The sequence below is a fragment of the Marinobacterium iners genome (genome assembly GCF_017310015.1).
GTDB classification, from domain to species: Bacteria; Pseudomonadota; Gammaproteobacteria; order Pseudomonadales; family Balneatricaceae; genus Marinobacterium; species Marinobacterium iners.
Genome location: NZ_CP022297.1, coordinates 2,444,860 through 2,471,595, shown reverse-complemented (window position 1 = coordinate 2,471,595; position 26,736 = coordinate 2,444,860). Strand labels below are relative to the sequence as shown.

Annotated in this window: 20 protein-coding genes; 11 read left to right on the top strand and 9 right to left on the bottom strand. The window is 56.0% G+C overall.

Going from position 1 to position 26,736, the window contains the following annotated elements; genetic code table 11:
• The first annotated feature begins 70 nt into the window (after positions 1-70).
• From CFI10_RS11925 to CFI10_RS11905, 5 genes are all read left to right on the top strand, one after another.
• Complete coding sequence (locus tag CFI10_RS11925; RefSeq protein WP_425270452.1) at positions 71-991, top strand: AAA family ATPase; 921 nt, start codon at positions 71-73, stop codon at positions 989-991.
• Entirely contained in the window at positions 984-1,952 is a 969-nt protein-coding gene (locus CFI10_RS11920; protein WP_206834684.1) for a DUF58 domain-containing protein, read from the top strand. The genes CFI10_RS11925 and CFI10_RS11920 overlap by 8 nt, the downstream gene beginning before the upstream one ends.
• A complete protein-coding gene (locus tag CFI10_RS11915; protein WP_206834683.1) occupies positions 1,949-3,934 on the top strand; it encodes a transglutaminaseTgpA domain-containing protein in 1,986 nt (661 codons plus the stop codon). The genes CFI10_RS11920 and CFI10_RS11915 overlap by 4 nt, the downstream gene beginning before the upstream one ends.
• The gene (locus tag CFI10_RS11910; RefSeq protein ID WP_206834682.1) at positions 3,934-4,620 is read left to right on the top strand and encodes a M48 family metallopeptidase; all 687 of its coding nucleotides are present in this window, start codon (positions 3,934-3,936) and stop codon (positions 4,618-4,620) included. Before CFI10_RS11915 ends, CFI10_RS11910 begins: the two co-directional genes overlap by 1 nt.
• A gap of 120 nt (positions 4,621-4,740) precedes the next feature.
• Entirely contained in the window at positions 4,741-6,555 is a 1,815-nt protein-coding gene (locus CFI10_RS11905) for a methyl-accepting chemotaxis protein (RefSeq protein ID WP_091823724.1), read from the top strand.
• A gap of 10 nt (positions 6,556-6,565) precedes the next feature.
• Here the strand turns inward: CFI10_RS11905 and CFI10_RS11900 are convergent, their stop codons facing one another.
• Positions 6,566-7,363, bottom strand: coding sequence for a response regulator (locus CFI10_RS11900; protein WP_091823722.1), 798 nt, complete (start codon positions 7,361-7,363; stop codon positions 6,566-6,568).
• A 239-nt stretch (positions 7,364-7,602) separates the two neighbouring features.
• On the opposite strand from CFI10_RS11900, the gene CFI10_RS11895 reads away from it, so the two are divergent.
• Positions 7,603-8,790 (top strand): MFS transporter, encoded by a 1,188-nt coding sequence (locus CFI10_RS11895; RefSeq protein ID WP_206834681.1) that lies wholly within the window; start codon positions 7,603-7,605, stop codon positions 8,788-8,790.
• A gap of 3 nt (positions 8,791-8,793) precedes the next feature.
• Positions 8,794-9,633: a class II glutamine amidotransferase gene (locus CFI10_RS11890; protein ID WP_091823716.1), complete on the top strand. Its 840-nt coding sequence runs from the start codon at positions 8,794-8,796 to the stop codon at positions 9,631-9,633.
• 18 nt (positions 9,634-9,651) lie between these two features.
• Here CFI10_RS11890 and CFI10_RS11885 read toward each other — a convergent pair whose 3' ends face one another.
• On the bottom strand, positions 9,652-11,634 hold the full coding sequence (locus CFI10_RS11885) for a flavohemoglobin expression-modulating QEGLA motif protein (protein ID WP_206834679.1): 1,983 nt from the start codon (positions 11,632-11,634) through the stop codon (positions 9,652-9,654).
• A complete protein-coding gene (locus CFI10_RS11880) occupies positions 11,618-12,655 on the bottom strand; it encodes a glutathione synthetase (protein WP_091823711.1) in 1,038 nt (345 codons plus the stop codon). The genes CFI10_RS11885 and CFI10_RS11880 overlap by 17 nt, the downstream gene beginning before the upstream one ends.
• Before the next feature lie 328 nt (positions 12,656-12,983).
• Here CFI10_RS11880 and CFI10_RS11875 point away from each other — a divergent pair, with 328 nt between their 5' ends.
• The gene (locus tag CFI10_RS11875) at positions 12,984-13,889 is read left to right on the top strand and encodes an ATP-grasp domain-containing protein (RefSeq protein WP_091823708.1); all 906 of its coding nucleotides are present in this window, start codon (positions 12,984-12,986) and stop codon (positions 13,887-13,889) included.
• Between the two features lie 4 nt (positions 13,890-13,893).
• Here the strand turns inward: CFI10_RS11875 and ptsP are convergent, their stop codons facing one another.
• Entirely contained in the window at positions 13,894-16,209 is a 2,316-nt protein-coding gene (gene ptsP, locus CFI10_RS11870) for a phosphoenolpyruvate--protein phosphotransferase (RefSeq protein ID WP_206834676.1), read from the bottom strand.
• A gap of 167 nt (positions 16,210-16,376) precedes the next feature.
• On the opposite strand from ptsP, the gene CFI10_RS11865 reads away from it, so the two are divergent.
• Both CFI10_RS11865 and CFI10_RS11860 read left to right on the top strand, forming a co-directional pair.
• On the top strand, positions 16,377-18,923 hold the full coding sequence (locus CFI10_RS11865; protein WP_206834674.1) for an EAL domain-containing protein: 2,547 nt from the start codon (positions 16,377-16,379) through the stop codon (positions 18,921-18,923).
• Between the two features lie 34 nt (positions 18,924-18,957).
• On the top strand, positions 18,958-19,164 hold the full coding sequence (locus CFI10_RS11860; protein ID WP_091823703.1) for a hypothetical protein: 207 nt from the start codon (positions 18,958-18,960) through the stop codon (positions 19,162-19,164).
• Here CFI10_RS11860 and CFI10_RS11855 read toward each other — a convergent pair.
• The gene (locus tag CFI10_RS11855) at positions 19,161-19,733 is read right to left on the bottom strand and encodes a TIGR04211 family SH3 domain-containing protein (protein WP_091823700.1); all 573 of its coding nucleotides are present in this window, start codon (positions 19,731-19,733) and stop codon (positions 19,161-19,163) included. The two genes, CFI10_RS11860 and CFI10_RS11855, sit on opposite strands and share 4 nt — an antisense overlap.
• 130 nt (positions 19,734-19,863) lie before the next feature.
• On the opposite strand from CFI10_RS11855, the gene CFI10_RS11850 reads away from it, so the two are divergent.
• On the top strand, positions 19,864-20,673 hold the full coding sequence (locus CFI10_RS11850; RefSeq protein ID WP_206834673.1) for a mechanosensitive ion channel family protein: 810 nt from the start codon (positions 19,864-19,866) through the stop codon (positions 20,671-20,673).
• 6 nt (positions 20,674-20,679) lie between these two features.
• Here the strand turns inward: CFI10_RS11850 and CFI10_RS11845 are convergent, their stop codons facing one another.
• The 4 genes from CFI10_RS11845 to CFI10_RS11830 form a co-directional block, all read right to left on the bottom strand.
• Positions 20,680-22,863: a sodium:solute symporter family transporter gene (locus CFI10_RS11845; protein ID WP_206834672.1), complete on the bottom strand. Its 2,184-nt coding sequence runs from the start codon at positions 22,861-22,863 to the stop codon at positions 20,680-20,682.
• A gap of 24 nt (positions 22,864-22,887) precedes the next feature.
• On the bottom strand, positions 22,888-23,190 hold the full coding sequence (yidD, locus tag CFI10_RS11840) for a membrane protein insertion efficiency factor YidD (protein ID WP_175527579.1): 303 nt from the start codon (positions 23,188-23,190) through the stop codon (positions 22,888-22,890).
• 101 nt (positions 23,191-23,291) lie between these two features.
• A complete protein-coding gene (gene mqo / locus CFI10_RS11835) occupies positions 23,292-24,782 on the bottom strand; it encodes a malate dehydrogenase (quinone) (protein WP_206834671.1) in 1,491 nt (496 codons plus the stop codon).
• Between the two features lie 393 nt (positions 24,783-25,175).
• Positions 25,176-26,564 (bottom strand): PhoH family protein, encoded by a 1,389-nt coding sequence (locus CFI10_RS11830; protein WP_206834670.1) that lies wholly within the window; start codon positions 26,562-26,564, stop codon positions 25,176-25,178.
• Positions 26,565-26,736: the final 172 nt, after the last annotated feature.

Below are 26,736 nucleotides of genomic sequence, written 5' to 3'. Positions count from 1 at the left end.
GCTGGTTCAGATGGAGGCTCTGCAGTTACACTGTGGTTATAACAGGGAGGAGATAACTGTGACTGATCAATTGCGACACAAGGTGGAAAATGCACTGAGCACGCTGGGACAGGTGTTGTTGGGCAAGGATGAGCAACTGCGCCTGGCATTGACCTGCTTGCTGGCAGAGGGGCACTTACTGATCGAAGACCTGCCCGGTATGGGCAAAACGACTCTGGCGCATGCCCTGGCGCGCGTGTTGGGGCTGGACGACAAGCGAATTCAGTTCACCAGCGACATGCTGCCGGCCGACATCCTCGGTGTGAGTGTTTTTGAACCCGGCAAGGGCAGCTTCCGCTTCCATCCTGGCCCGGTTTTCACCCAGCTTCTGCTGGCGGACGAGATCAACCGCAGCACCCCCAAAACCCAGTCTGCACTGCTGGAGGCGATGGAAGAGGGGCAGGTCAGTATTGAGGGTGAACGTTATCCGCTGCCTGAGCCTTTTTTTGTCATCGCGACCCAGAATCCATCTACCCAGTATGGCACCTTTCCACTGCCCGAGTCCCAGCTTGATCGGTTTCTGATGCGTATTGCCCTGGGTTATCCAGCCCCGGATGTTGAACGGCGCCTGCTGACGGGCGGGGATACTCGCCAGCATTTGGGGGGACTGTCACAATGCTTGACGCCAGCTGAGTTGTCACTGGCTCAGGCGGCGTGCCGTGATGTACATGCCTCTTCCAGCTTGATTGACTACGTGCAGCGTCTGTTGCAGTACACCCGTGATGCGCCCGGCTTCAGTTATGGGGTTTCACCGCGCGGTGGGCTGGCTCTGTTGCGCTGCGCGCGCTGCTGGGCCTGGCTGGATGGGCGAGATCACCTGGTGCCGGAAGATGTTCAGGCGGTACTCGAAGCGGTGGTCGGTCATCGCGTGCGGGCAGCAGAGGATGTGGCGGGTCATGAAAGCCGTCGGCTGGTGTCAGAGCTGATGGCGGAGGTGGATGTTCTTGGTTGACACACTGCGATCACGGCTACAGGGACGTGTTCGACGCTGGGCGCTGAAGCGCTACCCGCGCAGTCGCAGTGTAACACTGACCCAAAAGCGCATTTTCATTCTGCCTACCCGCGCCGGCGCCGGTTTCATGTTGCTGCTGCTTATGTTGTTGATAATGGGCGTCAACTACGAAAACAACCTGATCTATGCCATCACCTTTCTGGCAGCCGGGGTATTTCTGGTCTCCTGCCTGCATACTTACAGCAACCTGGCCGGCATAAAGTTGCAGGCACTTCGTGGCAACAGCTGTTTTGCAGGTGAGCAGGCCGGTTTCGAACTTGAACTGGATCATCAGGCTGGGCGGCAGCCTGAGCAGATACGATTGCAGTTTGAGCAGGGCAGCCCTCTTTTGATTGATCTGGAGCACAGAGGTCAGCGTCTGGAGCTTTTCTGTGCTGCACCTGAGCGAGGCTGGTTGGATCCCGGTGGCTTGAAGCTGGAAACCTGTTTCCCGCTGGGATTGTTCAGAGCCTGGACCTGGGTCAGCCTGGAGCTGCAGGCACTGGTTTATCCCAAGCCTCTTGGGGGAGAGCTTCCGGCTCCTGAAGGCGGCGGCCAGTCGGGCGAAACCGGCTTGCAAAAGCGGGATGGCACAGATGATTTCACAGGTCTTGAACAGTTTCAGCCAGGGATGTCGCTGCGTCAGATTGACTGGAAAAGCTATGCCCGCGGGCTGGGTCTTCAGGCCAAGCAGTTTGGAAGTCAGCAGAACCCGGATATCTGGCTGGACCTTGAAGCTTGTCCGGGAAACCTTGAGCAGCGTCTGTCGCGCTTGACCTACTGGGTGCTGGAACTGTCCAGACGAGAGCAGCGCTTCGGACTCAGGCTGGGAGCCCTGGAGCTGCTCCCCGAGCAGGGTGATAATCATCGCTATGAAGCTTTGAAGCGACTTGCGCTGTATGGTCGTGGAGGTCGAGCATGAGGCACGTCCAGATAAGTCGAAGTGCGGTGATTCTGCAGCTGGTGACATTTGTTGCTGTGCTGCTGCCCCATCTGAACTGGTTGCCAATCTGGACCACCCTGTTGGCTCTGGCCATGGTAGGTGCACGACTGATGATCCATACCGGTCGCTGGCCATTTCCCCACTGGCTGATCAAGCTGGCACTGATTGGTGCAGGTACGCTTGGATTGATTTTCAGTTTTGGTGGCAATGCGGGTCCTGAAGCGATGGTCGCACTGCTGGTTTTGGGACTGGCACTTAAACTGATCGAGATCTATCACCGCCGTGATGCGCTGATTCTGCTGTTTGTGGCCCTGTTTGTACTGGCGACGGCGTTTCTGTTTCATGAAAGTGTCTGGGTCGCCGCGTACGTATTGCTGGTGGTCTGGCTGTTGCTGGCCGCCCTGTGTGCAATTCACCAGCGACCGGGACGCACGCAATGGCTGCCACCCTTCAAACGCGCCTTTGGGTTGCTGCTGCCGGCCCTGCCGCTGATGTTGGTACTGTTCCTGCTGTTCCCGCGGCTGGAGCCTTTCTGGTCAGTGGAGATCAGTTCTCCGCGTGCGACCACCGGCTTGTCAGACAGCATGAGCCCTGGTGATGTAAGTGACCTGGCGCTGTCAGATGCGCTGGCGTTCAGAGTGAGTTTTGATGGCAATCAACCACCTGCTCCGGCTCAGCGTTACTGGCGAGCGCTGGTACTGAGCCAATTTGATGGACGAAGCTGGCGTCAGGCCTCGCCGGGTCAGCTCAGCCGTTTGCGAGAAGAAAAGTTGATTGCCAAGGCCGAGCCGCAGGGGTATGAAATCGTAATGGAGCCCAGTGGCATGCCCTGGCTGATGGCGCTGGACTTGCCGTTGGCTCAGGCACAGGGGCAACGGATGACGCCGTTCAGAACGCTGGTGAACAACGCTCCTCTGGAGCGGCGCACCCAATATCGGCTTGAATCGGTGCAGGATTATCGGCTCCAGCCTCTGCTGACACAGCAGGAACAGCAACATTACCTGCAGTTGCCGCAAGTGGGTAATGACCGCAGCAGGGCGCTGGCAAGACAATGGCAACAGGACAGCAATGGCGAGCCTGAGCTGTTTATTCGTCAATTGATGAATCATTTCAATCGTGATTTTGAATACACCCTGACCCCCGGGGTATTGGGGCGTGACGGTATCGATCAGTTCCTGTTTCAGACACGTCGCGGCTACTGTGAGCACTTCGCTGGCGCCAGTACCTTTCTGCTGCGCTCAGCCGGGATTCCGGCGAGGGTGGTTACAGGCTACCAGGGTGGTGAGTGGAACACATACGAGAACTACCTGCAGCTGCGTCAGTACGATGCCCATGCCTGGACCGAGGTGTGGCTGGAAGGGGCGGGATGGATACGGCTTGACCCGACCGCTGCTGTTGCACCGGAGCGAATTGAATCTTCAACGGAACAATTTTTTCAGCAGCGTGGCGATACCTCGTTTAGCGGCGGGCGTGGTTTCAGGCTGCAGGCCGATTGGGCTCGCCAGCTGCAGTTGCGCTACGAAGCCTTCAATTTTGCCTGGCATCGCTGGGTGTTGAACTACCAGAGTCAGCAAACGGATCTGCTCAAGGACTGGTTGGGTGGACTGGACTACTGGCGCATGATTCTGGCTCTGATGCTGCCGGCTACCGCCGTTGTGGCAGCCGTTATGGGCTGGCAATTGCGTCAACGCCTCAGAGCGGGTCGCAAGGATCCCTTCGAACGCAGGTTGCAACGGTTACAGGCCGTGCTGGGGCAGCAGTTTGAACCGCGTCAGCCCTGTCAGTCCCTGACAGGCTGGCTCAGGGTTCTGGCTACTCAATGGCCAGAGCAACAGGGCAGGCTGGAGCAACTGGCCAGGCTGGACGAACGGCAGCGCTATGCTCGTGACAGCGATCAACAGCTGCGCCAACAAATGTTGCCGCTGGTTGATCAGTTGCTGCGCGCAGCGCGGGAGCGGTGATGACACACGCTTACCAGCTGATCCGCAGCCGCAAGCGTAAAACCTTGGGCATTCGCATCCGTGATGCCGAAATTCAGGTGCGTGCTCCAGCCGGTGTCAGTCGAGATGAAATTGATCGATTTGTACTCAGTCGCAATGACTGGATCAACCGTCACTTGAGTCATCAGCGGGAGCAGCTCAGCCGGTATCAGATCCAGATTAGTCAGGGTGGTCGTGTAATGTTGGATGGACGCTGGTTGGCACTGGAGTGGCAGAGAGCCGCCCGAAACGAAGTGCGTCAGTTGCCGGAACAATTAAAACTGACCCTCTCGGCTCGGGTGCGCCGTGAAGAGTGTGAGGCCGTGCGAGCTCTGCTGCAGCAGTGGTTTCGGGCCGAGGCTGAAGCGCGTTTGATCCCGCGCTGTCAGGAATTGGCCCAGATAACCGGATTGATACCGGCGAGCATTAGCATCGGCAGCTGGCGAGCACGCTGGGGACAGTGCTCCTCAAAAGGTGAAGTTGGTCTGAACTGGCGGTTGTTGCAGCTAGAGCCCAGGCTTCAGGATTACGTCATTCTGCATGAGTTGTGTCACCTGCAACAGATGAACCATGGTCCGCGTTTTCATGCTCTGCTGGCGCATCATTGCCCCGCACACATTCAATTAAGAGCTGAGTTGGCTCAATATACTGTCTGTTTGAACTGGTAGTCTTGATACCTAAGGAGGATGGTACCTCGCTTGTATCTGTGGCCAAAATAGATCACTTCGTCGCAGGAGGCCGCAAAGCAAGCCATCCCCTGTGCCTATAACGATAAGAAAGAGTGTCTGATGAGTCTCTATACAGCTATTGAGAAGGCCGCTTTCAATACATTGACCAAAAAAATTGTGGGCAATGTCATCTTCCTGCTGTTACCCCATCTGGTTCTGATTCTGGTTGGCATCTATTACGCTGCAGAGCTGCGCCAGCTGCTGCACAGTCTCGATCTGAATGAAACCCAGCTTGGCGCGATCGAAAGCAGTCTTATTGCCTTGATGTTTGCGACCGGTACCACTGTAACGCTGGCGCTGCTGGCGGGCATCTTCACCATCTTTTTCATGCGCCATCTGTTTCTGCGCCCGATTCGTGAAATTACGTCGGTGCTGCGTGCAATCAAGGAGGAAGATGGTGATATTTCAGCCACCTTGCCGGAATACACCCATGATGAAATTTCCGAAATGGCGGCGGCCTACAACGAGTTTTCGGCCAGTCTTAAACGGATGATCGCCGAGAGTCAGCGCCGCTCAGTGAGCGTAGCGCTCTGCGCAACGCGACTGCAGAAGGTGGTGATTCAGGCGCATGCTTCGGCGGAGCGTCAGGAGGGACAGGCCCAGCTGGTATTTCAGTCCAGTCAGGAGTCGACCCAGGCGATTGACGAGATCGCCCAGAGCACACTCACCATCAGTGAACAGAACAACAGCAACATGCAGGAAGTGCATGGCTCCAGCGAAGAGCTCAAACGGGTTCAGGAGCAGGTCAAAGCGGTGTGCGATCTGGCGGTTGGGTTCCAGCAAACGGTGGACAAGCTCAGCGAGAACTCTGGCAATATCACCAGTATTCTGTCCATGGTGAAGGACTTTTCCGATCAGACCAACCTGCTGGCCTTGAACGCATCCATTGAGGCCGCCCGTGCGGGCGAGGCGGGGCGTGGTTTTGCTGTCGTGGCAGATGAGGTGCGCAACCTTTCACAGAAGGTCAGTGCCGCTACCCAGCAGATTGACAAAAACATCAGTGAAATGGCGGGTCTGGTCGAGAGCACTCGCAGCAGTGCCCACAATATTCTGGAGTACGTCGAGAACACGGATCAGTTCATTGTCAGTACCAATGAACAATTTGCCCGCATGGTACATGACTTCGAAGAGGTTAACGCACAGCTGACCGGTATCAGTGCCGCCATTGATGAACTGTCACACACCAACCGGGAATCGCATAGTCATGTGCGTGAGATTACCGAGCTGTCCGGTGGCATCCGTGATGAAATGGCGCAATCGCGCACCTATTCTGAAGAGCTGGAAATCTCGACGGAAGAAACCCAGGAGCTGCTGTCACGTTTCATTATCGGCTATGGTGGTTTTGAGCGCATGATTCAGACCGGCAAGCACTGGGCACAGGAAACCGTTGACGCGATGCAGAGGCTGCAGGCCGAAGGCGTGAATCTGTTCGATCACAACTACCGCTGTACCAACAAGGGGCAGAAGCCTGAGAAGTTCGACTGCAGCTACACCAACCGCTTTGAGCAGGCGCTGCAGCCTTTGTTTGACCGTTTTATCACCGAGCGACCCGAGTTTATCTATGCCATTACGGTGGACAAGAATGGTTATGCGCCGGCACACCACTCCAAGGTTTCGAAGCCTCTAACCGGGAATTTTGAGGTTGATAACCTGCAAAGCCGCAATCGGCGCATTTTCAATGGCAACCGTGCCGAGAAGCGCCGGGCTTCTCACACTTCACCGTTCCTGCTGCAGACCTTTGTACGTGATACCGGTGAGGTGCTGAATGATTTGTCGATTCCGATCTACCTTAATGGTCAGCACTGGGGGGCACTGATCATGGGCTTTAACCCTGAGCAGTTGTTGCGGGATACGGAAGAGAAAACGGTGAACTGATCTTTAGAGATCAGTTCACCGCTACCAGCTGACGCACCAGCTGCTTGAGCATGTCGTAGTTGAGCGGTTTGTTGCAAATGGCAGAAACCCCGGCACTTTGAACAGCAGCCAAACGGCTTTGATTCTGCTCAGAGGTGATCATCATCACCGGAACAGTCGGCTGATCGCTGTAGTGGCGAATATGCTCTACCAGCTCCAGACCATCAATATTCGGCATGTTGTAGTCAGAGATCACCAAATCAAAGCGCTGCTGTTTCATTATCTGCAGTGCTTCGGCCCCATCTTTGGCTTCAATGACATTATTGATCCCGATGGCGTTCATGCTGCGGCGGACAAACTTGCGTGACATGACACTGTCATCCACCACCAGCACCTGCATGTCTTCCAGCTCATCATTATCCAGCGGTTCGGTTTCCTGAGTATCGCGTATATAATGCATGGTGTTGCGCAGGGCCACTTCCAGTTCTTCACGCCGAAACGGCTTCGGCAGGATGGCGATGGAGCCGGCTTGGCGAATCGGCTCCAGATAGCGGTAGTGGGTTTCCGAAGAGATCAACAGGAAGGTCACGTCGGTCAGCTCGGCGCTGGCACGCATGCGGGTTACCAGCTCAGTGCCGGTCATGTCCGGCAGGTGCATGGAAGAGACAACGATATCCGGCACTACATGTTGCATCCGCTCAAGCGCGGGACCGGCCTCTTCAAATGGCTCAATCTCACGTAGCCCGACGTCTTTGAGCATGTCGATGATGATATGCCGTTGAAGTCGTGAGGGCTCAATTACCAGTACCAGAAGTTCATCGAGGTTCATATCAGTTCAATCCATTCTGACTTGAATCAGTCCCAGACCCCGGTCGTGAGTCTGATGTTCAGCTTTTATCTACAGTATACAGGGGGAACTGCCTGTGTTTAGTGTCTCAGATTATCAACATTAGTGCCGCCTTTTCCGTATTTTTTTGCCCCGGCTTGGCTCAGGGATCCGCTACGGCTTGCATCAAGGGGAGAGATCGCCGTTAAATAGCTGGCTTTGGTCTTGGATGGAATAAGTATATGAATCGCCATGTCTGGTTATTGGCACTCTGTCAGGCATTGTTGAACACCGGCAATGTGTTGCTGGTATCGGTCAACGCCCTGATCGGGCTGCAGCTCGCACCGGCCAGTGAGTGGATTACGCTGCCAGTGGCGTTTCAGTTCATAGGTCTGATGCTGGCGACCATTCCCGCTTCTCTGATCATGCAGCGTATCGGGCGGCGCAACGGCTTCTTTCTGGGCAACCTGATAGGCTTCAGCGGTGCTTTGCTCTGCCTGTTGGCGCTGCAACAGCGTTCGTTTGTGCTGTTCTGTACGGGTACTGCCCTCCTTGGGGTGGGCATCGGCTTCGGCATGTTGTATCGCTTTGCCGCCGTTGAAGTGTGCAACAAGGGCTATGAAAGTCGTGCCATTTCCATGGTAATGGTGGGTGGGGTGGTTGCGGCCATTCTGGGGCCCAATATTGCCGTTTACAGCCGTGACTTCGAGATCGGTGCCGATTTCAGCGGCGCCTTTGCCGTACTCGCCGGGCTGTATCTGCTGGCACTTGTTCTTCTGACGCAAATTCGAATTCCGCCGATGCAGCAGGGGACGAATGGCGAAGTAAGGTCGTTGCGGCAAATCCTGCTGCAGCCAAGGTTTTTGCTGGCGGTGATTGTGGGCATGACAAGTTATGCGGTTATGAACCTGCTGATGACAGCAACTCCGCTGGCGATGGATCGTTGTGGCTATGCCTTTTCCAGTGCAGCCAACGTCATTGAGTGGCATGTGTTGGGCATGTACCTGCCATCCTTCTTTACTGGCCAGCTTATTCGTCGTTTTGGCGAAGTGCGCCTTATGCTCTGTGGTGCGATCATCATGCTGGTGTGTATTGGCATCAACCTGCACGGTGTCAGCGAGTGGCACTTCTGGAGTGCGCTGTTCCTGCTGGGTCTGGGCTGGAACTGGATGTTCATCTGCGCAACCTCTTTCCTGACCAGGGCCTATCGGCCGGCTGAGAAGGCGCGGACTCAGGCCGCCAATGAATTTCTGGTATTCGGGACGGTCACCTTTTCGGCGCTGGCAGCTGGCTGGCTGGAGTCCAGCCTGGGCTGGCAGGCGATGAACGCCTTGATGATCCCGGTAGTGGGTTTTACCCTGTTGGCAATCCTGTTGCTGGAGCCCTTGCGTCGACAGCAGGAAGTTCCGCAACCAGCTGGAGTATCCTGAATCATGTGTGAGCTGCTGGCGATCTCAACGGCTGAACCTGTGCATTTGTCACTTTCACTGGAACGCTTTGCTCGTCATGGTGGGCTGGAAGGTCCTCATGGCGATGGCTGGGGTTTTGCTTGGTATGAGGGAGCAGATGTCCAGCTGATTCGTGAAGCGGCCGCTTGTGCTCACAGTGAGACGGCGCACTGGCTGCGGGAGCGTCATCGACCTTCAAGTCTGTTTGTCGGCCATATACGGCATGCCACTCAGGGCGAACTGGCACTGCGCAATACCCAGCCGTTTCAGCGAGAAGCCTCAGGACGCATGCACCTGTTTGCACATAATGGTGATCTCAACCAGTTCATACATAACCCCAAGCGTTTTCCCACTGGTGGTTACCGTCCCGTGGGTGAAACCGACTCCGAACGTGCCTTCTGTGTACTGATGAATCGCATCAGTGCCGTTTGGCAGGATGGGCGTCCCGATCCGGAAGTACGACTGGCGGTGGTGGCCGATTTTGCGGCACGCATGCGCCAGCTCGGTACGGCCAACTTTCTCTACTCAGACGGAGAGCTGTTGTTTGCCCACAGTGACCGCAGGCGTCAGGCTGATGGCACTGTTTCGGCGCCAGGACTGCATCTGCTGGAGTGTGACGAGAGTGGTAACGCCCATATAGACGGTATCGAGATTGAACCGCTGCGTAACAACCCCGGCGTAATGCTGGCAAGCGTGCCTTTGGATGGACGTAGCTGGCAGCCATTGCCTGAAGGAGAGGTGATGATGTTTCGCGATGGGGTGCTGCTGGATCAGTGCCCGCGCCTCTCTCTTTGGAGTGAGGCACGGGAACAGCTGGAATACTGAACGACCGGTTGTAGCAATTCAGCGGATACAGTTCACCAGGTAGGTGATCTCGGGGCTGCAATTTTGTGGGTTGACCAGACTGTCGGGCAGGTAGGTCGGAGGCTCTACAAGACCGCGAGCCAGCAGTTCGTTGATCAGTGGCAGGTAGCTGAAGCCGGTCTTGCCGATATACAGCCCCTTGATATCCCCCTCGCGCCACAGCTTCAACGCCTGGCTGAAACCGCTCAAGTAGAGATGATCCTTGGTGAAACCGCCTCCACGGTGTACCCGTGCAGTGATCTTGAATGCCTCTTCCTCTGGGCAGGCGTGATCTTCCACCAGCGTGCGCCAGGTGCGGCAGAAGTCGTTGTAGCGGATCATCTGGTCAACCGCGATGACCCTTAATGCCAGTGTCTTGAGACGCTTCAGCGTGAGGTGGCCACACAGGTACTCGCTCAGAATCGCCAGTCCTTCCTGCGCATGGGTATTCCCGGGCAGGCCCAGGGTAAACACCTTCAGCGGCTGAGCAGCAGCATTGAGCGACGTGCTCATGTGAACCCCCAGCTCATGATGTGCCAGCGCGTGCAGCTCAGCCTCGCTGGCACGGGCGCTGCGTTTCACCAGCAGTGCCTTGCGGCCGTTATTCACCATCGCCTGTGCCAGCAGTCGATCCGACAGCTCTACCTTGCACTCCAGCCCCCATTGCTGCGCTTTCTGTTCGAAGAACGGGATCATCTCTTCGGCACTGTAACGTACGCCATTATGCTCTTCAGGCCGTTCGGCGGCATGCAGCAGGAAACGGGCATTCGCCAGATCTTCAGAGGTAGGCTCACCGTAATAACGCAGTGAATTATACAGGAAGCGGTCACTGCCGATGCTGACCAGCAGGTCGATCCGCTCGGCCAGTGCATCGATCACCTCACGGTAGAGCTGGCGCAGGGCAGGGTCGCGGATGCGGTCAACCGGCAGGCGGTACAGCTTCTCGCGGTGTACATAAGGGTCAATGCGCAACTGACGATAGCGGAACTGCGGTTGATAGCGACCACGGTTGCGCATGAACAGCCGCTCTTCCCGGGCAATATTGATAGGGTTGATGTACAACAGAGTCTCCAACCCCTTGGCCAGCTTTTTAAGTGCGCGGTCGACGCGCAGCACTTCACCAGGTAGTTCGCTGGGCATCAGGTCATGGCCGCGAATCCGTTGGCCCGACCTTTGCCGGGCCAGAATGGCGGCGGTCTCGTACAGGCTGTGATGCAGCCCGGTGCAAAGTGCATCCACCACCAGTGGATACAGGGCGCCGCTTCTGTCGCGGAATACCGGGTCGATCTGTAAGGGGATGGTCAGGGTCTGTTCATGACGGGTGTTCACATGAGCACCCAGGTACTCTCCCTGATGTATCGGTTCACCGGTCGATACACTGACGCTCTGGTTGGGAAGGCTGATCTGGTCAAGCTGCTTGAGCAGACCATTGACCACCGTTTCACCTTCCGGCAAACGTACCTGACTGGCGATGACGTGAAAAATCCCGCTTTCGGTATCTGGCTCTCGTGGGTGGCTGTGAAGGTCGATCAGCAGGCAGTGGCCATGGTCCTCTTCCAGTGCATCCAACAGTGCATCCAGCAGATGGTAGAAGCGTTGGTGCTGACGATGAGCCCGCTGTTGCATCTGCTTGGTGGGAGGGCGCTGCCACAGGCTGCGGCCGTCGATGCGCCTGCGCAGGCATTGCGACAGCGGAAAATTCAGGTCGCAGCCCAGGCGAGATTCTTCAACAATCAGCGTGATCGGCAGCAGGGCGGCGAGCTGCTCCGTACCGGTCGTCTCGAAACGCTGCCGCTGCTCTTCGCTGATGGCCAGCCGCGAGGAAATTTCAGGCCGCAGGCTGGTGCCCGCATGTAAAACGGTGCATACCAGCGGCACATACTCATCAATGCGTATGGTCAGCCCGGCGTTGCGCAGCCGGGCGTGAACCGGCTGGCGTGCTTCGATCAGGCTGACAACCTGGGCTTCAGACAGCGTCTGCATCTTCGATCACCTTGCGGAAAGCGGTTTTGCGCTGTTCGACCATGTTGCGCGCCTCGACCACATTTTCGACAAAGTCGATCACCTGACGTTGCAGGCGTACCCGATTGAGCTTATTGATTCGAACGATGCCACCCGGTGCCATGACGTTCACTTCCAGCAACTTGCCGTTGATCACATCCAAACCGGTGAAATAGAGGCCGTCACGCACCAGTTTCGGGCCGAAGCTGCGGCACAGTTCCAGTTCCTGTTTTGTGAGGGTGTGTTTCACTACGCGACCGCCTGCGTGCACATTGGAGCGCATGTCGTTCTCGGCCGGGATGCGGCGCATTGCGCCAATCGGCTCGCCATTGAGCATCAGAATACGGACATCGCCGTTCTCGGCGCCTTCAATGTATTCCTGCAGGATGACATAGTTGCTGCTGCTGCCACTGCCGATGTAGAAGTCGAGCAGAGAGCGGAAGCTCTGACGCGCGCTTTTCTCGATGACGATCACTCCCTTGCCACCGAAGCCGTTCAGCGGCTTGAGGATCATGCGCTCGCCGGGTGACTCATCCAGTGCCTTTTCCAGGTAGTCCTTGTTCTTGGATACATGGGTCACCGGCAGATACTGTGCAGCGGGGCCGTTAAATGCCGCTGTATAGAGTTTGTTGTTGCCAATGCGCAGGCCATCCAGTCCATTCATGATAAACACTTCACCATGAACCGAATCCAGGAAGTTCAGCACGATGGTATCCAGCGGCGGGTTCAGACGCACGATGATGGCATCAAAGCCAGCCAGTGGCAGACGGCTGCGGCGGAATTCGGCGTGGCGGTAAAAGGATGGAATGTTGTCCGACACCTTGCTGCCCTTGCGCAATACGTTGCAAAACGCACTGCTGATGTTGTCGCGAATGGTCAGGTTGGCGGGTGAAGTGATCGCCACGGTATGACCACGGAGGGCCGCCTCATGCACCATGCGCAGTGTGGTGTCGGTGTCCGGTTTGATTTGTTCCCAGGGGTACATCAGAAAGCAGATTTTCATGTCTTTCTCCTGCAGACAGACAGACGTACCGGGCAGCACATCTGCCGGAATCAGGAAGCTGTCAGTGTGTCAGATATAGGGGGTAAAAAAGGGCCGCTGTACAGGTCTGGACAGCGTGCGACAAGTGCGCGCATTGGACGCCATATCGCCGTTTGACACAACACTTTTTACCCGGTGAAACATGGATTTTTTTCATCTATTCGCCTGAGTATAGTGTGCTGTGTTCATGTTGTGGCAGGCGGTGTAAAACTTTTTGGCCTAGACTCTGGTACAGCTCATGTGGCGGGCTTAATATCGCCGCTCACACCCTTCGGAGTAGCCCCGACAGATGCTTGGCTGGATTCTTTACAAATCGGACAGCACCCTGGTCAAACAGGAAACCTACGAACTTGAGCGACTGGTTGCGCGTGCGCCTTCGCACGGCATCGATATCCGCGTGTATCAGCCCGAGGACTTCGACCTTACGGTCACCCGTGATGATCGCAACAGCGTAATGATCAACGGCGAGTCCACCCCGCTGCCGGATTTCTTTCTGCCTCGCATGGGGGCAGGCACCAATTACTTTGCGCTGGCGGTCATTCGTCACCTGGAGCGCCTTGGGGTACACAGTTTCAATTCGGCCGAAAGCATCGATACGGTCAAGGACAAACTCTACAGTCACCAGATTCTGGCTCAGAACGGGCTACCGGTACCCAAAACCATGCTGGTTAAGTTTCCAGTCAACCCGGAACTGGTGAAAAAACAGATCGGTTTTCCGGTGGTGGTAAAAACGCTTTCCGGCTCTCAGGGCAGCGGCGTGTTCCTGTGCGAAACCCTGAACCATTTTGAAGACCTGATGCAGATGGTGGAGCTGACCAACCCCAAAGCCAACATCATTCTGCAGGAGTTCATCGCCGACAGTCGTGGCCGAGACCTGCGCGTGATTGTGATCGGGGGGCGAGCTGTGGCCTGCATGGAGCGGGTGGCGGAAGAGGGCAGCTTCAAGGCCAACTTCTCCCGTGGGGCCTCGGTTCGGCCCTATCCGATGACTCCCGAAATCGAATGGCTGGCGATCGAAACCGCCAGAGTACTGGGCCTGGAGATCGCGGGGGTGGATCTGCTGTTTGCCGGCGATCACTACAAGGTGTGTGAAGCCAATTCATCCCCCGGCTTTGAAGGTGTGGAGAGCTGCTGCGAGGTGGATGTGGTGAACGAGATCTACAACTTCCTCTGTATCCGCCTTGGTAACTTCTAATCTGTTATTGGTAGCCCGCTTCGGCGTTGTCAGGGTCGTTCAGATGCGGGCGTGGCTCACGTCCCCAGCCATACTGCTCAAGTACAGGCAGCAACAGTGCACGTACCTCGGCTTCACTGTTGCAGGCTCTGGCCTGCTCCAGTACCGGCAGCAGCTCGTCCCGGTTGATCGAGCGGATAAGCAGTTTGATACGGGGAATGTTGTAGGCACTGAGGCTCAGGCAGTCATAGCCCATGGCAGTCAGTACCAGTACTGCTGCCGGGTCTGAAGCCATCTCGCCACAGATTGACACCGGCAGTGACAGGGCCTTGCATTGCTGCAGAATATATTCCAGGGCCACCAGTACCGCCGGGTGAAGATGGTCAAACAGCGCCGAGACGCGCGGGTTGTTACGGTCTACCGCCAGCAGATACTGTGTCAGGTCGTTGGAGCCGATCGAAACGTAATCGATGTAGGGGGCCAGCTTTGACAGCAGCAACATGGAGGAGGGCACTTCGATCATCATGCCGATCGGTGGCACTTTTACCTGATGTCCTTCGCGCAGCAGTGAATCGACCGCCTTCTCCACATATTGGCGAAACGCCTGCATCTCGTCCACCCGTCCAACCATCGGCACCAACAGCTTCAGATTGTCGGTGTCGACATTGGCCCTCAGCATGGCACGCACCTGACTGATCAACAGTTGGGCATTGTCCAGCGTAAAGCGGATGCCACGCCAGCCTAAATAGGGGTTACTCTCGCTGATGTCGAAATAGGGCAGCTGCTTGTCGCCACCGATATCCAGCGTACGCATTGTAACGGGCCTAGGCGCATAGGCCTTCAGCACCTTCTGGTACAGGGTGAACTGCTCCTGCTCGGTAGGAAAGCTGTCATGAATCATGAACGGAATTTCCGACCGGTACAGACCAACCCCTTCAGCGCCGCGCTGAAGACCGGGAGTGGCATCTGCCAGCAGACCGGTGTTCGTCAGCAGGGTTACGCGGAAGCCATCCTGGGTTACGGCGGGCTCATCGCGCAGCTTCTCGAGCCCTTCCATAAAACGTTTTTCTTCCGCGATCATCCGCTTGTATTCAGCCAACAGCGGTGGTGGCGGATTAAGTACGGCTTCTGCCCGGTTGCCATCAACAATTACGCGAGCGCCACGGTGGTGCTCCGGTTCAAGTTGCTCCAGCCCCATCACTGCAGGAATCCCCAGCGCATTGGCGACAATGGCGGTATGGGACAGGGTAGATCCTTGAGTGCACAGAATGCCGCGAATCTGTTGCAGTGGAAAGTCAGCCAGGTCGGCGATACTGACCAGCTCGCCGGCCAGGACCAGCTCTTCATCCGGGGTTTCGATGACGGGGCGTTCGCGCGATAAAAGCTGGTTCAGTACCCGCTGGCCGATGTTGGCGATATCCTCACCACGGGCGCGCAGGTAGGGGTCTTCCGACTGGTGAAACTGATCAGCCATTTGCTCGATTGTCTGACGCAATGCCCAGGCCGCACTGTCGCCGGCCTCAATCAGTGCCAGTGTCTGCTGGGTCAGCTCCGGACTGTGCAGCATCATTTGATAGACGCTGAACAGCGCGTGTACATCGCTGGGCAGGTGGCTGCCAAGATGGCCTGAACCGGACTCAAGCTCGTCACTGACCATGGAGATGGCCGCCAGCAACTCGTCGCGCTCCTGCACCGGATCACTGTTGATCCCGGGCTGAACCTGATCGAGCGACATGTGTGGTTTTACGAGCCAGAGCCGTCCAAGGCCGAGCCCCGTGGCTCCCTTCAGACCGACATGGCGACGGTACACGCCGCGATTGCTGCGCGGGCGTTGCTCGTACCAGTCCCCCCGACTTTGCAGGGCATGCAAGCTGCCGGCCAGCTGGGAAGCGATGGTAATCAGGAAGGCCTCAACCTCTTGGGAAAAAGGTTCACGCTCGCGCCCCTGCACCACCAGTACACCCACCAGACGGCGCAGATGGATCAGTGGTACGCCAAGAAAGCGGTGGTACGGCATTTCGTGGGTTTCCGGAATGAACACGAAGCGATCATCCGCCGGCGCATCGCCAAGATTGAGAGTGCTTAGTGAGGCGGCTATATGCCCTACCAGTCCCTCGTCAAGCTTCAGTCGGGCCTTGCCAACAGCTTCTCTGGACAGACCTTCGGTCGCGGCCAGGATCAGATGCTCCTGATCCGGTGTGCACAGGTAAAGGCTGCATACATCAACGTGCATCAGCTGACACAGGCGTTGGACGATGGTACTCATCATTGCTTCAGGATCGCCGGTACGCGCAATCTGTTCAACAATAGCGGTCAGGGCGCTCAGAGAGGGTTGTTGCATGGTCGCAGTTCCGAAAAAGGTTCCGACAATGAATCCGGCAATCGGCAGGTAATGCATGGATGCTGTCACAGCTGTGACAGCAGAGCAATGCTTTGATGCGAATCAAAAATCTGTCACTGATAGACTACAATTAGCGCAAATTGCGAAGTGTGGTAATCTTGCAGATCATGAATACACATCTCCGACATCTGCCGGCAATGAAGGTTGCAGCAATCTGCCAGGCTGAAATTATCAGCATCGAACTCGGTGCCCCCCTGTCGCAGGCGGTAACCCTGATGGCGCAGCACCATATTGGCTCAGTGTTGGTGGAAGATGGTGCCCGTCCGGTGGGGCTCTTGACCCGTAGCAGAGCGATGCAGCTGGTGTTGCAGCAGGGCTCCAGCAATACCCTGATTGAAGCCAGTATGCTGGCACCGGTACTGCAGGTGGATGCCAATCTGAGCGTGGATGAGTTGGGGCTTGAGTTCATCAGTCAAAGTGCAGCCCATGCAGTTGTTGTCGGGATGGCCGGTCAATGGGTTGGTATTGTCAGCCAGAGTGATGTCGTTAACAGTCAAGGGCTGGAGCACGACCTGTTTCTCAAATCGTTGGAAGAAATTACCAACTTCAATGTACTCAGACTGTCCCCGGATTGCAGCTTGAGGCGGGCAATCGAGCGCCTGCGCAGCGTGAATTATACCGCCATGCTGGTAGGTGATGATGCTCAAGGCTGGCAGATCATGACTGAAACCGATGTCATTCATCTGCTGGCCGAAGCGGTCGACCTGGATCAGCCGCTGGCTGGCCTGGCACTGCCAAGCTTGATATCCGTTGACAGCCGCCTGAGCCTTTATAATGTGCGGCGCTATTTTCGAGAGCACAACTGCCGTCATATCGGCGTCAAGGATCACAACGAGACAGTGATTGGCCTGGCCTCCTATGGCGATATACTGCGCAGTGTCGAGCTGGACTACATCTATCGGCTGCGAGAGCTGCTGCATGACAAGAGCCGTGCCCTGCAACAGTCTCAGCATAACCTGCGCCTGATTGAACGGGTGATTAATGCATCCCGCGAGGGGATTGTGATCACGGATGGCACGGGTCATATTCAGAGCGTTAACCCGGCGTTTACCGCCATCACCGGTTATGAAGCCTGGGAAGCGCTGGGGCGTAACCCCAGCATGCTCAGTTCAGGGCGTCATGATCGTCAGTTCTACCGTCAGCTTTGGCAGACTCTGGAGCAAGAAGGGCGCTGGCAAGGGGAGATCTGGAACCGTCGCAAGGATGGCAGTATTTATCCTGAATGGCTCAGCATTACCGCCATCGAGAATGACGACGGCCAGATTACACAGTATGCCGCCATATTTCATGACTTGACCGAAGCCAAGCGCTCGGAAGCACGCATGCAGCAGCTGTCTTGGTTTGACAGTGTGACAGGGTTGGCCAACCGTCGGCTTTTTCATGACCGGCTGCAGATGGCGCTGGGTTTTGCCCGCGAGCAGCAGCGATCGTTGGCGCTTCTGGCGCTGGATCTGGATATGTTCAAGCAGATTAATGATCGCTTTGGCCACAGTGGTGGCGACCAGGTGCTGAAGCAGATTGCCGAGAGGATCGAGTCTGCGCTGCAGGAGTGCGGCACCGCGGCGAGACCGTCCGGGGACGAGTTTTATATTATGCTGACAGAGATCAGGGATGAGACCTGCATCACGGCCTGTCTTGACCGGATAAGCAGGGCATTGTCACTGCCGATCCTGATTGATGATCGTGAAGTGCGTGTACGTGGCAGCATGGGTGTGGCGGTCTTTCCGACTGATGCCGATGAGCCGGGAGAACTGGTGCGAGCTGCCGAGGTGGCGCTGGAGCACTCCAAGGAGCGGGGCCGCAACAATATCTGCTTCTTTTCGCCCGCTCTGCACGAGCAGACGCTGAGTCGTTATCGTATTAACAGTTTCTTGCATCAGGCCCTGGAGCGTGAAGAGTTCACCCTGGTGTATCAACCACAGGTCTGTCTTCGAAGTGGCACTCTGCTGGGTGTCGAAGCCCTGATTCGCTGGGACAGCCCGGAACTGGGACGCGTAGCGCCGGATGATTTTATCCCGGTGGCCGAAGATACCGGCCTGATTGAATCAATTGGTGCCTGGGTGCTGGATCAGTCTGTACGGGATGCGGCTGACTGGTTGGCTCAGGGCCTGGTACTGAAAATGTCGGTTAACTTCTCTGCTCGTCAGTTTCAGCGTACTGAAGTGGCGGATCAGGTCCTCAGGGCACTGCAGACCTACCGGTTACCGGCCGATCAGTTTGTGGTGGAGCTGACTGAAACCAGTTTTCTGCACAGTGCCGAGCGCACCGAGCATGAAATCTGCCGCTTGCGCAATCAAGGCGTGCGTATCGCCATTGATGATTTCGGTACCGGTTACTCCAGCCTCAGTTATATCCGCCAGATGTCACTCGATATGCTCAAGATTGATCGCAGTTTCGTCAGTGGAGTACAGGCAGGCAGTACTGACGCGCGGCTGGTACAGGCCATGATCGATATGAGTCATGCGATGGAGCTGATAGTTGTGGCGGAAGGTATCGAGAACGAGCAGGATCTGCGGGTGCTGCATGAGCTTGGCTGTGATCAGGCGCAGGGGTACCATATTGCCCGGCCGATGCGGGCGGAGGAGCTGGTGAAGTGGGCTGAACACTATCAGGCCAATGCTCTCCTTTCACCGGATGATTCGGCTCAGTTATGAGGCGATGGCCTGAGACTTCAGCGGGAGTGAATGCGTGAAAAGCTATATTTTTGCCACCGACAACGAGCGCGGCGGCGTAATACTCTGTGATATTGATACGCTGGAAGAGGCGGTCGAATACCTGCAGCAGCGCTTTGAAGGGGTGATCAGGGTAGAGCAGGGGCGCCATTATTGGGCCAGAGGCGAAGGGTTTGCCGAACTGGAACCCCTGCCTCCGTCTCTGGGGCGTGTCAGCGCCTAGAACCAGTCGTCGCGGCGTTTGCGCTTGCGCGGCATATAGGGCATCACCAGTCCCAGGATGACGCCGCCAAAGGCGATCAGGCCTCCATAGGTCAGCCAACGCATCAGGTTGCTCTGATCCATGTTTGCAATCTGAGACTGCAGGTCCCGAATCTCGGTGTTGAGTGTTCTGATCTGATCATCATAGGTCCCATTCTCGCTTTTCAGCTGGCTCAGGCTGGTGTTGAGCTGCTCAATGGTCTTTGCCTGCTGGCTGATGGTGGCCTTGCTTTGCTCCAGAGACTGCTCCAGTTTTGGCAGTTCGATCAGCTTGCTGTCCCCCGTCGCTACAAACTGATCGGGCATCCAGCCGGTACGACCACTCTCTGTTTGAATCTGAACGTAACCGGTACCGTTGTTACGTCCCAGGATTTCCACGGGCTCGCCACTGTTAACCCGGCCGGTAATACGGTACTCATTGCTTGGGCCGCCGTGGAAAAAAACGTACACATCGTCGGCAATATGTCCTTTCTCAGCCAGAACCGGTAACGAGAAGCTGAGCAGGGCGGTGAACAGGGCTGTTTTTCTCATCGTTTTCCCATCTGCGTAATCAACAAAAACATGATTTTACACTACAAACACTTTATCGTTTAGGAGCTGTCCCGTACATGAACGGCAGCAAAACATGATTAATGTGCCTGAATTTTCAAGGGGAGCACAAATGGAAGCCTTTTCTCAGGAATATATTTTACCTTGGGCGGTCAATATCGCCCTGGCAATCGCGATCTTTTTTGTGGGTCGTCTGGTTGTGAAACTGTTGATGAATGTGGTGGGGCGACTGCTGCGCAAGAGCAAAATGGATGTAATGCTGATCAACTTCATCAGTTCCATCGCGCATGCTCTACTGCTGCTGTTTGTTATCATTGCTGCACTGGGTCAGCTGGGTGTTGATACTACCTCGCTGATCGCCTTGATCGGTGCGGCTGGTCTGGCCATTGGTTTGTCACTGCAGGATTCGCTGAAGAACTTTGCTGCAGGCGTAATGTTGATTGTGTTTCGTCCGTTCAAGGCTGGTGATTTCGTTGAAGCCGGTGGCGTGACCGGTATCGTTGAGCACATCACTATTTTCAACTCTGTTTTTCGTACCGGCGACAACCGCGAAGTCATTATCCCCAATGGCAAAATCTATGCTGACAACATTACCAACTACTCCACACGTGAGACACGTCGCGTGGATATGGTATTCGGCATTGGCTACGGCGATGACCTGCTGAAAGCCAAGCAAATTCTGGTTGATATTCTTGCTCAGGATGAGCGCGTACTGAAAGAGCCTGAGCCAGTCGTGAATGTGGCGGCGCTGGCCGACAGCAGTGTTAACTTCAACGTGCGTCCCTGGGTCAAAAATGCCGACTACTGGCCGGTGCTCTGGGATACCACAGAAAAGGTAAAGCTGGAGTTTGACCGTCAGGGAATCAGCATTCCCTTCCCGCAGATGGATGTCCATTTCCATCGGGAAGAGTCGGCCGACTGAACCTGCCTACCCCTCCTGTTGGGGTTTCTGCAGCAGCTGCTGACGCAGCGTCTCGTTTTCATGACGCAGGCGCTGCGCTTCCACTCGATAATCGAATATCTCCTGGTAACGCTGTTCCAGGCGCGTTTCAAGCTGCTCAACCTGATTCTTCTGCTGGTCCACCTTCAGCTGCAACCGTTCCAGTTGGTTCTGCAGATCATCCAATGCTTCAAAGCTGTGATTTTGTGGCTCGTGCGCCTTGTCCGGGTGAAAACGATAGGACCCCTGCAACTCGTTTACAATATGGCTGTAAATGGCGGTCAGGTCCGAGCGTTCCCGGTCGGTATAGCGAATACTTTCCTCAATGGCAGTATGCGCGCTGGCAGCCCCAATTGAACCTGCCAGTACCTGCTCCAGCATGCGGTGGAACTCCATCAACTCCACAACCGAAATGTGACTCTTGTCGTAAACCTGCAGGTCTTCGGCGATACGATTTACGCTGTGCTGCGCCTTCTCTTCACCCAGGTAGCGCTTGAGTAACTGTTCCGCCTCCACCAATTTGGGGGCTAATTCGATATACGCATTGAGTCCGGTAGGGCGTGTTTTTTCCTGAGTGCGCAGTGCTCGCGTTGTATACAGGAATTCGGTAGTCAGTGTGCGTTCGTGTTTTTGTGGGTGGTAGAACCAGGACCCCAGCAGATAAAACAGGATGTTGGCCAATAGAGACCAGAATACGGCATGAGGAACCTGAGGCAGGTCCAGGCCAAACAGCATTTCCGGTCGCAACCACTCAATCCCGAAAGGCCCGTTATTGAGCAGACTGGCTGACACCCAGCCTTCCTCCACCCAGGCTGGGATGATCAATGTCCATCCCCAGAGGGCAAAACCGACCAGCATGCCAAGAAAAGCCCCCATGCTGTTGCCGCGAGACCAGAACAGACCGATGAGGGTTGCCGGTGCCAGCTGCAGTGCGGCTACAAATGAGATCAGGCCTACAGCCACCAGCATGTGCGTATCGCTGAGTAGCCGTGCCAGACCAAAGCTGCCAAACAGAATCAGTGCCACGAGTACCCAGCGGACCTGCAGTAGCCAGGTACGCATCCAGCGCAGATTATCAAACTTCTCGCAGACCGGCAGTAGCAGGTGGTTGGAGACCATGGTTGAGAGTGTCATGGTTGTGATAATGACCATGCCGCTGGCGGCTGAAAAGCCGCCAACAAAGGCAAGTAATGCCAGAAGCGGTTGGCCCAATGCCTGTGGAACCATCAGCATGAAATAGTCGGCGCGGGCTTCGGGCAGGCCCAGAATCATGCCGGCTGCGGCGACCGGAATCACGAAGGCCGTGATCAGAACCGTATACAGCGGAAACATCCAGCGTGCACGGCCCAGGTGACGGGGTGACACATTCTCCACCACGGATACATGGAACTGACGTGGCAGCAGCTGCACACCAACGAAGCTGAGTACGATCAGCGTCAGCCACTGGATACCCGCATCTTCGCCTCCCAACCCGAGCAGGTGTTGATAGCCGTTGGTCTGGATCTGTTGATACATATCCACCGGACCATCAAAAAAGTACCAGGTAATGAAGCCGCCCAGTACCAAAAAGGCCACCAGCTTGACTACGCATTCGGCCACCAGCGCAAGAATCATTCCCTGGTGCCGTTCGGTGGGGTCCAGGCGGCGTACCCCGAACAGAATGGTAAACACCACCATCATCAGGGTGATCAGCAACCCTGAAGAGCTCCAGTGGATACCATCGGCTTCTTCAATGGTGATCAGGCGAAAAGAACGCACCACCGCTTCAAGCTGCAGGCTGATGTAGGGCAGCAGGCCGAGAAAGGCGATCAAGGTTACCAGCGCCGCGATCCGTTGCGAGCGTCGGTAACGAGTCGAAATCAGGTCGGCAATGCTGGTGATACGGAATGTTTCCTTAACCGCAATCATGCGCCTCAGGGTCATCTGCCAGAAGAAAATGGACAGTAAAGCGCCAACATAAATACCCAGATACAACAAGCCGGACTGAGTGGCAAAACCGATACTGCCGTAGAAGGTCCAGGTGGTGAAGTAGACTCCCATAGACAGGGCATACAGGGTAGCCGAGTTAAACGGCTGGCCGCGTCGTGTGCGCTGCTCACCCCACTGAGCCAGACCAAACAGGAACGCGATGTAGACAACAACAACCAGAATGACACTCAGTGGAGAAAACATCTTTGCTCCTGCAGCCGGTGGCGGTCAGTGATTCTTTTCAGTGTAGTCAGGTTGTGACAATTCGGAACGCTCGTCGTGGCCGGCACAGCCACAGCGTGGAGGTACAGGATCAATTCCACCGTCGCTGTAGGGATGGCAGCGCAGGATGCGTCGAGTACCGAGCCATAGCCCTTTGAACACGCCATGCACTTCGATCGCTTCGATCATGTAGCTGGAACAGCTGGGATAGAAACGGCAGTTGTTGCCGAGAAAGGGGCTGAGCAGTAGCTGGTAGCCACGCACCAGCAGAATAAGGAGTTTTTTAAGCCATTGGGTCAGTTGATGCATGGGAACCTCGAAACCATCTGTTGCAGATGATAGCCCGTGCAGCAGGCAACAGCCAGTGAAGAGAACTGTGAGGGGCCTGTAAAAGGCCCCTCGGCAAGTGATCAAGACTGGCGATCCAGCTCCAGTACCGACAGCGTGCGCTTGCGCACCTGAAGCAGCAGCTCCGTGTTTTCAGTCAGGTTCTGGCCGTAGGAAGGCACCAGTTCGGTGATCTTTTGTTTCCAGCTCTCTTCCTTCATGCGCTCTGCAAAACAGCGCTCGACGATGCTCAACATGGCGCTGACAGCAGTGGAAGCGCCCGGAGATGCGCCCAGCAGTGCCGCCAGTGAGCCGTCAGCAGAGGTTATTACTTCGGTACCGAATTCCAGCTTGCCCGCGCGTTCGGTACCAGGCTTGATGATCTGCACACGCTGACCGGCATAGGACAGTTCCCAGTCTTCCTCTTTTGCATCCGGGAAGAAGTTGCGCAGAGATTCAACCCGCGAACGGTGAGACTGGCGCACTTCACTGATCAGGTATCGAGTCAGGTCCATGTTGTGCATTGCCACCGACATCATTGGCGCCAGGTTGCTTGGGCGAATGCTCAGCGGCAGGTCCAGAAACGAGCCCTGCTTGAGGAACTTGGTGGTAAAGCCGGCGAAGGGCCCAAACAGCAGCGCCTTCTTGCCATCGATCACACGGGTATCCAAGTGTGGAACCGACATGGGCGGAGCACCGATCGGTGCCATGCCGTACACCTTGGCCTGATGCTGTTCGATGACTTCTGGGCGTTTGCAGACCAGCCACATGCCGCTGACCGGGAAGCCGCCGTAACCCCGACCTTCTTCGATTGCAGACTTCTGCAGCAGTGGCAGTGCGCCGCCGCCAGCACCGAGAAACACGAAACGGCTGCGAACGGTTTCAGAGCTGCCGTTGCTGTTGTTTTTCAGCACCACGTCCCAGCTGCCATCACTGTTCTTGTTCAGGTCCTTGACGTTGCGGCCAAGCAGCAGATCGAAGCCATCCTGTTGTTCAAGGTTGCTGACCAGGTTGCGTGCCAGGGCACCGAAGTTGACGTCAGAGCCATAGCGAACCCGGGTGCCGGCAACCTTGTCGGACGGGTCGCGGTTCTGCATTACCAGCGGCATCCACTCGCGCAACACGGCGTGGTCTTCGCTGTACTCCATGTCTTTGAAGCAGGGGTGCTGGCTCAGCGCGGCGTAGCGCTTGCGCAGAAACTCAACGTTTTTTTCGCCCCAGACGAAGCTCTGATGCGGAGCCGGGTTGATGAACTCACGGGGTGAAGGCAGGTTACCCTGCTCGACCAGATAGGACCAGAACTGCAGGCTGACCTCAAAGGAGGTGTTGATTGCGAACGCCTTGGTGGTATTGATGCTGCCATCAGGCTGCTCGGGCGTGTAGTTCAACTCACAATAGGCCGCATGGCCAGTACCGGCGTTGTTCCAGGCGTCGGTACTCTCGCGCGCAACATGGTCAAGACGCTCGACCATACAGATCTTCAGGGCCGGGTCCAGCTGTTTGAGTATCATCCCGAGGGTGGTACTCATGGCACCGGCACCGACAAGCAGCACATCTACAGTTTTAGTGGTCATATGAGTTCGCCATTTGATCGTAAACAATGGGATTCAGAAACCGGGAGGAAGGCTTTTGGCACACCTGATCGGACCCGTGCCGTTGGGCACAAAATCGGTCAGGACCTCCGGGTCTCACTGCAGCGGTCACCGGCTGATGCTCGGTCCCGCGCGCAGATTGCATGATTATTTACGCTGAATACGTTGGTGCGGTGCATTATATGCAACTGTCGACAGAATAAAACTCACTGCTCGAATCCGGTGCCTTGCCGGGGTGGTGTCATCAGGCTGTAACCCGCGTGAGATAAGGCGTTGAGGCGGTTTTTAGACTTTGGTCTCGCGATTGTCGCGGTTTTGAATTCCACTGTTGCAGCGAACCGTTTGGTTCGCTGCAACTGCGCAGGCTGACGCTGTTCAGAGGTGTTCTTCGGCGTACTCTGCCAAGCGTGAGCGGAAGATGCCTTCAAAGTGAACGCTGGCCGAACCTTCAAAGTCACGGAAGCGTTCGACAATGTAGGTCAGGCCCGAGGTCAGTGCTGTGAGGTAATTGGAATCGATCTGCGCCAGGTTACCCAGGCATACCATCTTGGTACCCTTGCCACAGCGGGTCAGAATGGTTTTGAGTTGTTGAGGCGTCAGGTTCTGTGCTTCGTCAATCAGTACGATGGCATTTTGTATGCTGCGGCCGCGGATGAAGTTCAGTGACTTGAATTGAATGTTGGCTTTCTCAATCGCGTATTTGACACTGCTCTGTGGACGCTCGTCCTGTTCATGCATCGCTTCAAGGTTGTCGTTGATTGAACTCATCCAGGGCGTCATCTTCTCCTCCTCGGTGCCGGGCAGGAAGCCGATGTCCTCCGCCACTGGGGGAGTTGAGCGTGTCACGATGATCTTGTTGAAGCGCTGTTCTTCAATCACCATTTCCAGTGCACAGGCCAGCGCTATCAACGTCTTACCCGAGCCGGCGGCGCCCAGCAGGATACTGAGGTCGACCTCGGGATCCATCAATGACTGCATCGCAAACGCCTGCTGCAGATTGATCGGCTGAATCCCCCAGCAGGACTGTTGCATCAGGCGCTCATAGCCCAGATCCAGCAGCGTAACCGTGGTTTCATCCACCTTAACGGTGCGTGCCGCAAAATCCTTGCTGTCGTCATAGATGTATTCGTTCATGTAGGTGTCAGGCAGCAGGCTGCGATCCACCTTATGGTAGGTACGGCCGTCCTCCTGAAAACTGTCAACCTTGTCCACGCCTTCCCAGAAGGGGGCATCCAGATGATGGTGCCCGGCTGGCAGCATGTCGATGTCGGATACCAGCTGGTCGGTGCGGTAGTCTTCTACCCGCTGCAGGCCTGCCCCCAGCGCCTTGAGGCGCATGTTGATATCCTTGGTAACCAGAACAATCTGCCTGTGAGGGAAGGTGGCCTGCAGGTGCAGAGCGCAGTTTATGATGCGATTGTCCTTGTTGCTTTCATCCGGCAGGAAGCCCTGGCGGCTGGTCAGTTCATGATCCGGAAAGATCGACAGCTTGCCCAGTTTCTGCTCGCGTTCCTTGCCCTCAATCAGAATGCGCACACCCTTGGTTATCTGGCCGGAGTTGGTGGCGCTGGACAGAATGTTGTCAATCACGCGGATGGCATGCCGCGCCTCTGCGGCTACGTTCTGCTTGCGGTCCTTGATTGAATCAAGCTCTTCGAGCACGGTCATCGGGATGGTGATGTCCTGCTCCTTGAACTGGAACAGACACTTGGGATCATGCAGCAGAACGTTGGTATCGAGGATATACAGTTTTGATGCAGACATCGGCAGGCTTCCTTGTACGACAGTGTATGGCTTCAAACTAATTCAAGGTGAGACCAATTACAACGCGTCCGGTTAGGCTTTTGCTGCATATCAGTTCAGTGAGGTGCTGTAACAGGGTTGACATGCGGTGGTAGTAAATCTGTCCGGCAGCGTTCATAGTTAAAGCCACACG

Bases quoted from the DNA above. Each gene is read 5' to 3' on its own strand.
- yidD (WP_175527579.1), bottom strand. From the start codon at position 23,190: ATGCATCAACTGACCCAATGGCTTAAAAAACTCCTTATTCTGCTGGTG.
- CFI10_RS11910 (WP_206834682.1), top strand. From the start codon at position 3,934: ATGACACACGCTTACCAGCTGATCCGCAGCCGCAAGCGTAAAACCTTG.
- CFI10_RS11830 (WP_206834670.1), bottom strand. From the start codon at position 26,564: ATGTCTGCATCAAAACTGTATATCCTCGATACCAACGTTCTGCTGCAT.
- CFI10_RS11845 (WP_206834672.1), bottom strand. From the start codon at position 22,863: ATGTTTTCTCCACTGAGTGTCATTCTGGTTGTTGTTGTCTACATCGCG.
- CFI10_RS11905 (WP_091823724.1), top strand. From the start codon at position 4,741: ATGAGTCTCTATACAGCTATTGAGAAGGCCGCTTTCAATACATTGACC.
- CFI10_RS11875 (WP_091823708.1), top strand. From the start codon at position 12,984: ATGCTTGGCTGGATTCTTTACAAATCGGACAGCACCCTGGTCAAACAG.
- CFI10_RS11895 (WP_206834681.1), top strand. From the start codon at position 7,603: ATGAATCGCCATGTCTGGTTATTGGCACTCTGTCAGGCATTGTTGAAC.
- CFI10_RS11915 (WP_206834683.1), top strand. From the start codon at position 1,949: ATGAGGCACGTCCAGATAAGTCGAAGTGCGGTGATTCTGCAGCTGGTG.
- CFI10_RS11855 (WP_091823700.1), bottom strand. From the start codon at position 19,733: ATGAGAAAAACAGCCCTGTTCACCGCCCTGCTCAGCTTCTCGTTACCG.
- CFI10_RS11885 (WP_206834679.1), bottom strand. From the start codon at position 11,634: ATGCAGACGCTGTCTGAAGCCCAGGTTGTCAGCCTGATCGAAGCACGC.
- CFI10_RS11850 (WP_206834673.1), top strand. From the start codon at position 19,864: ATGGAAGCCTTTTCTCAGGAATATATTTTACCTTGGGCGGTCAATATC.
- CFI10_RS11880 (WP_091823711.1), bottom strand. From the start codon at position 12,655: ATGAAAATCTGCTTTCTGATGTACCCCTGGGAACAAATCAAACCGGAC.
- CFI10_RS11890 (WP_091823716.1), top strand. From the start codon at position 8,794: ATGTGTGAGCTGCTGGCGATCTCAACGGCTGAACCTGTGCATTTGTCA.
- CFI10_RS11900 (WP_091823722.1), bottom strand. From the start codon at position 7,363: ATGAACCTCGATGAACTTCTGGTACTGGTAATTGAGCCCTCACGACTT.
- mqo (WP_206834671.1), bottom strand. From the start codon at position 24,782: ATGACCACTAAAACTGTAGATGTGCTGCTTGTCGGTGCCGGTGCCATG.
- ptsP (WP_206834676.1), bottom strand. From the start codon at position 16,209: ATGCAACAACCCTCTCTGAGCGCCCTGACCGCTATTGTTGAACAGATT.
- CFI10_RS11865 (WP_206834674.1), top strand. From the start codon at position 16,377: ATGAATACACATCTCCGACATCTGCCGGCAATGAAGGTTGCAGCAATC.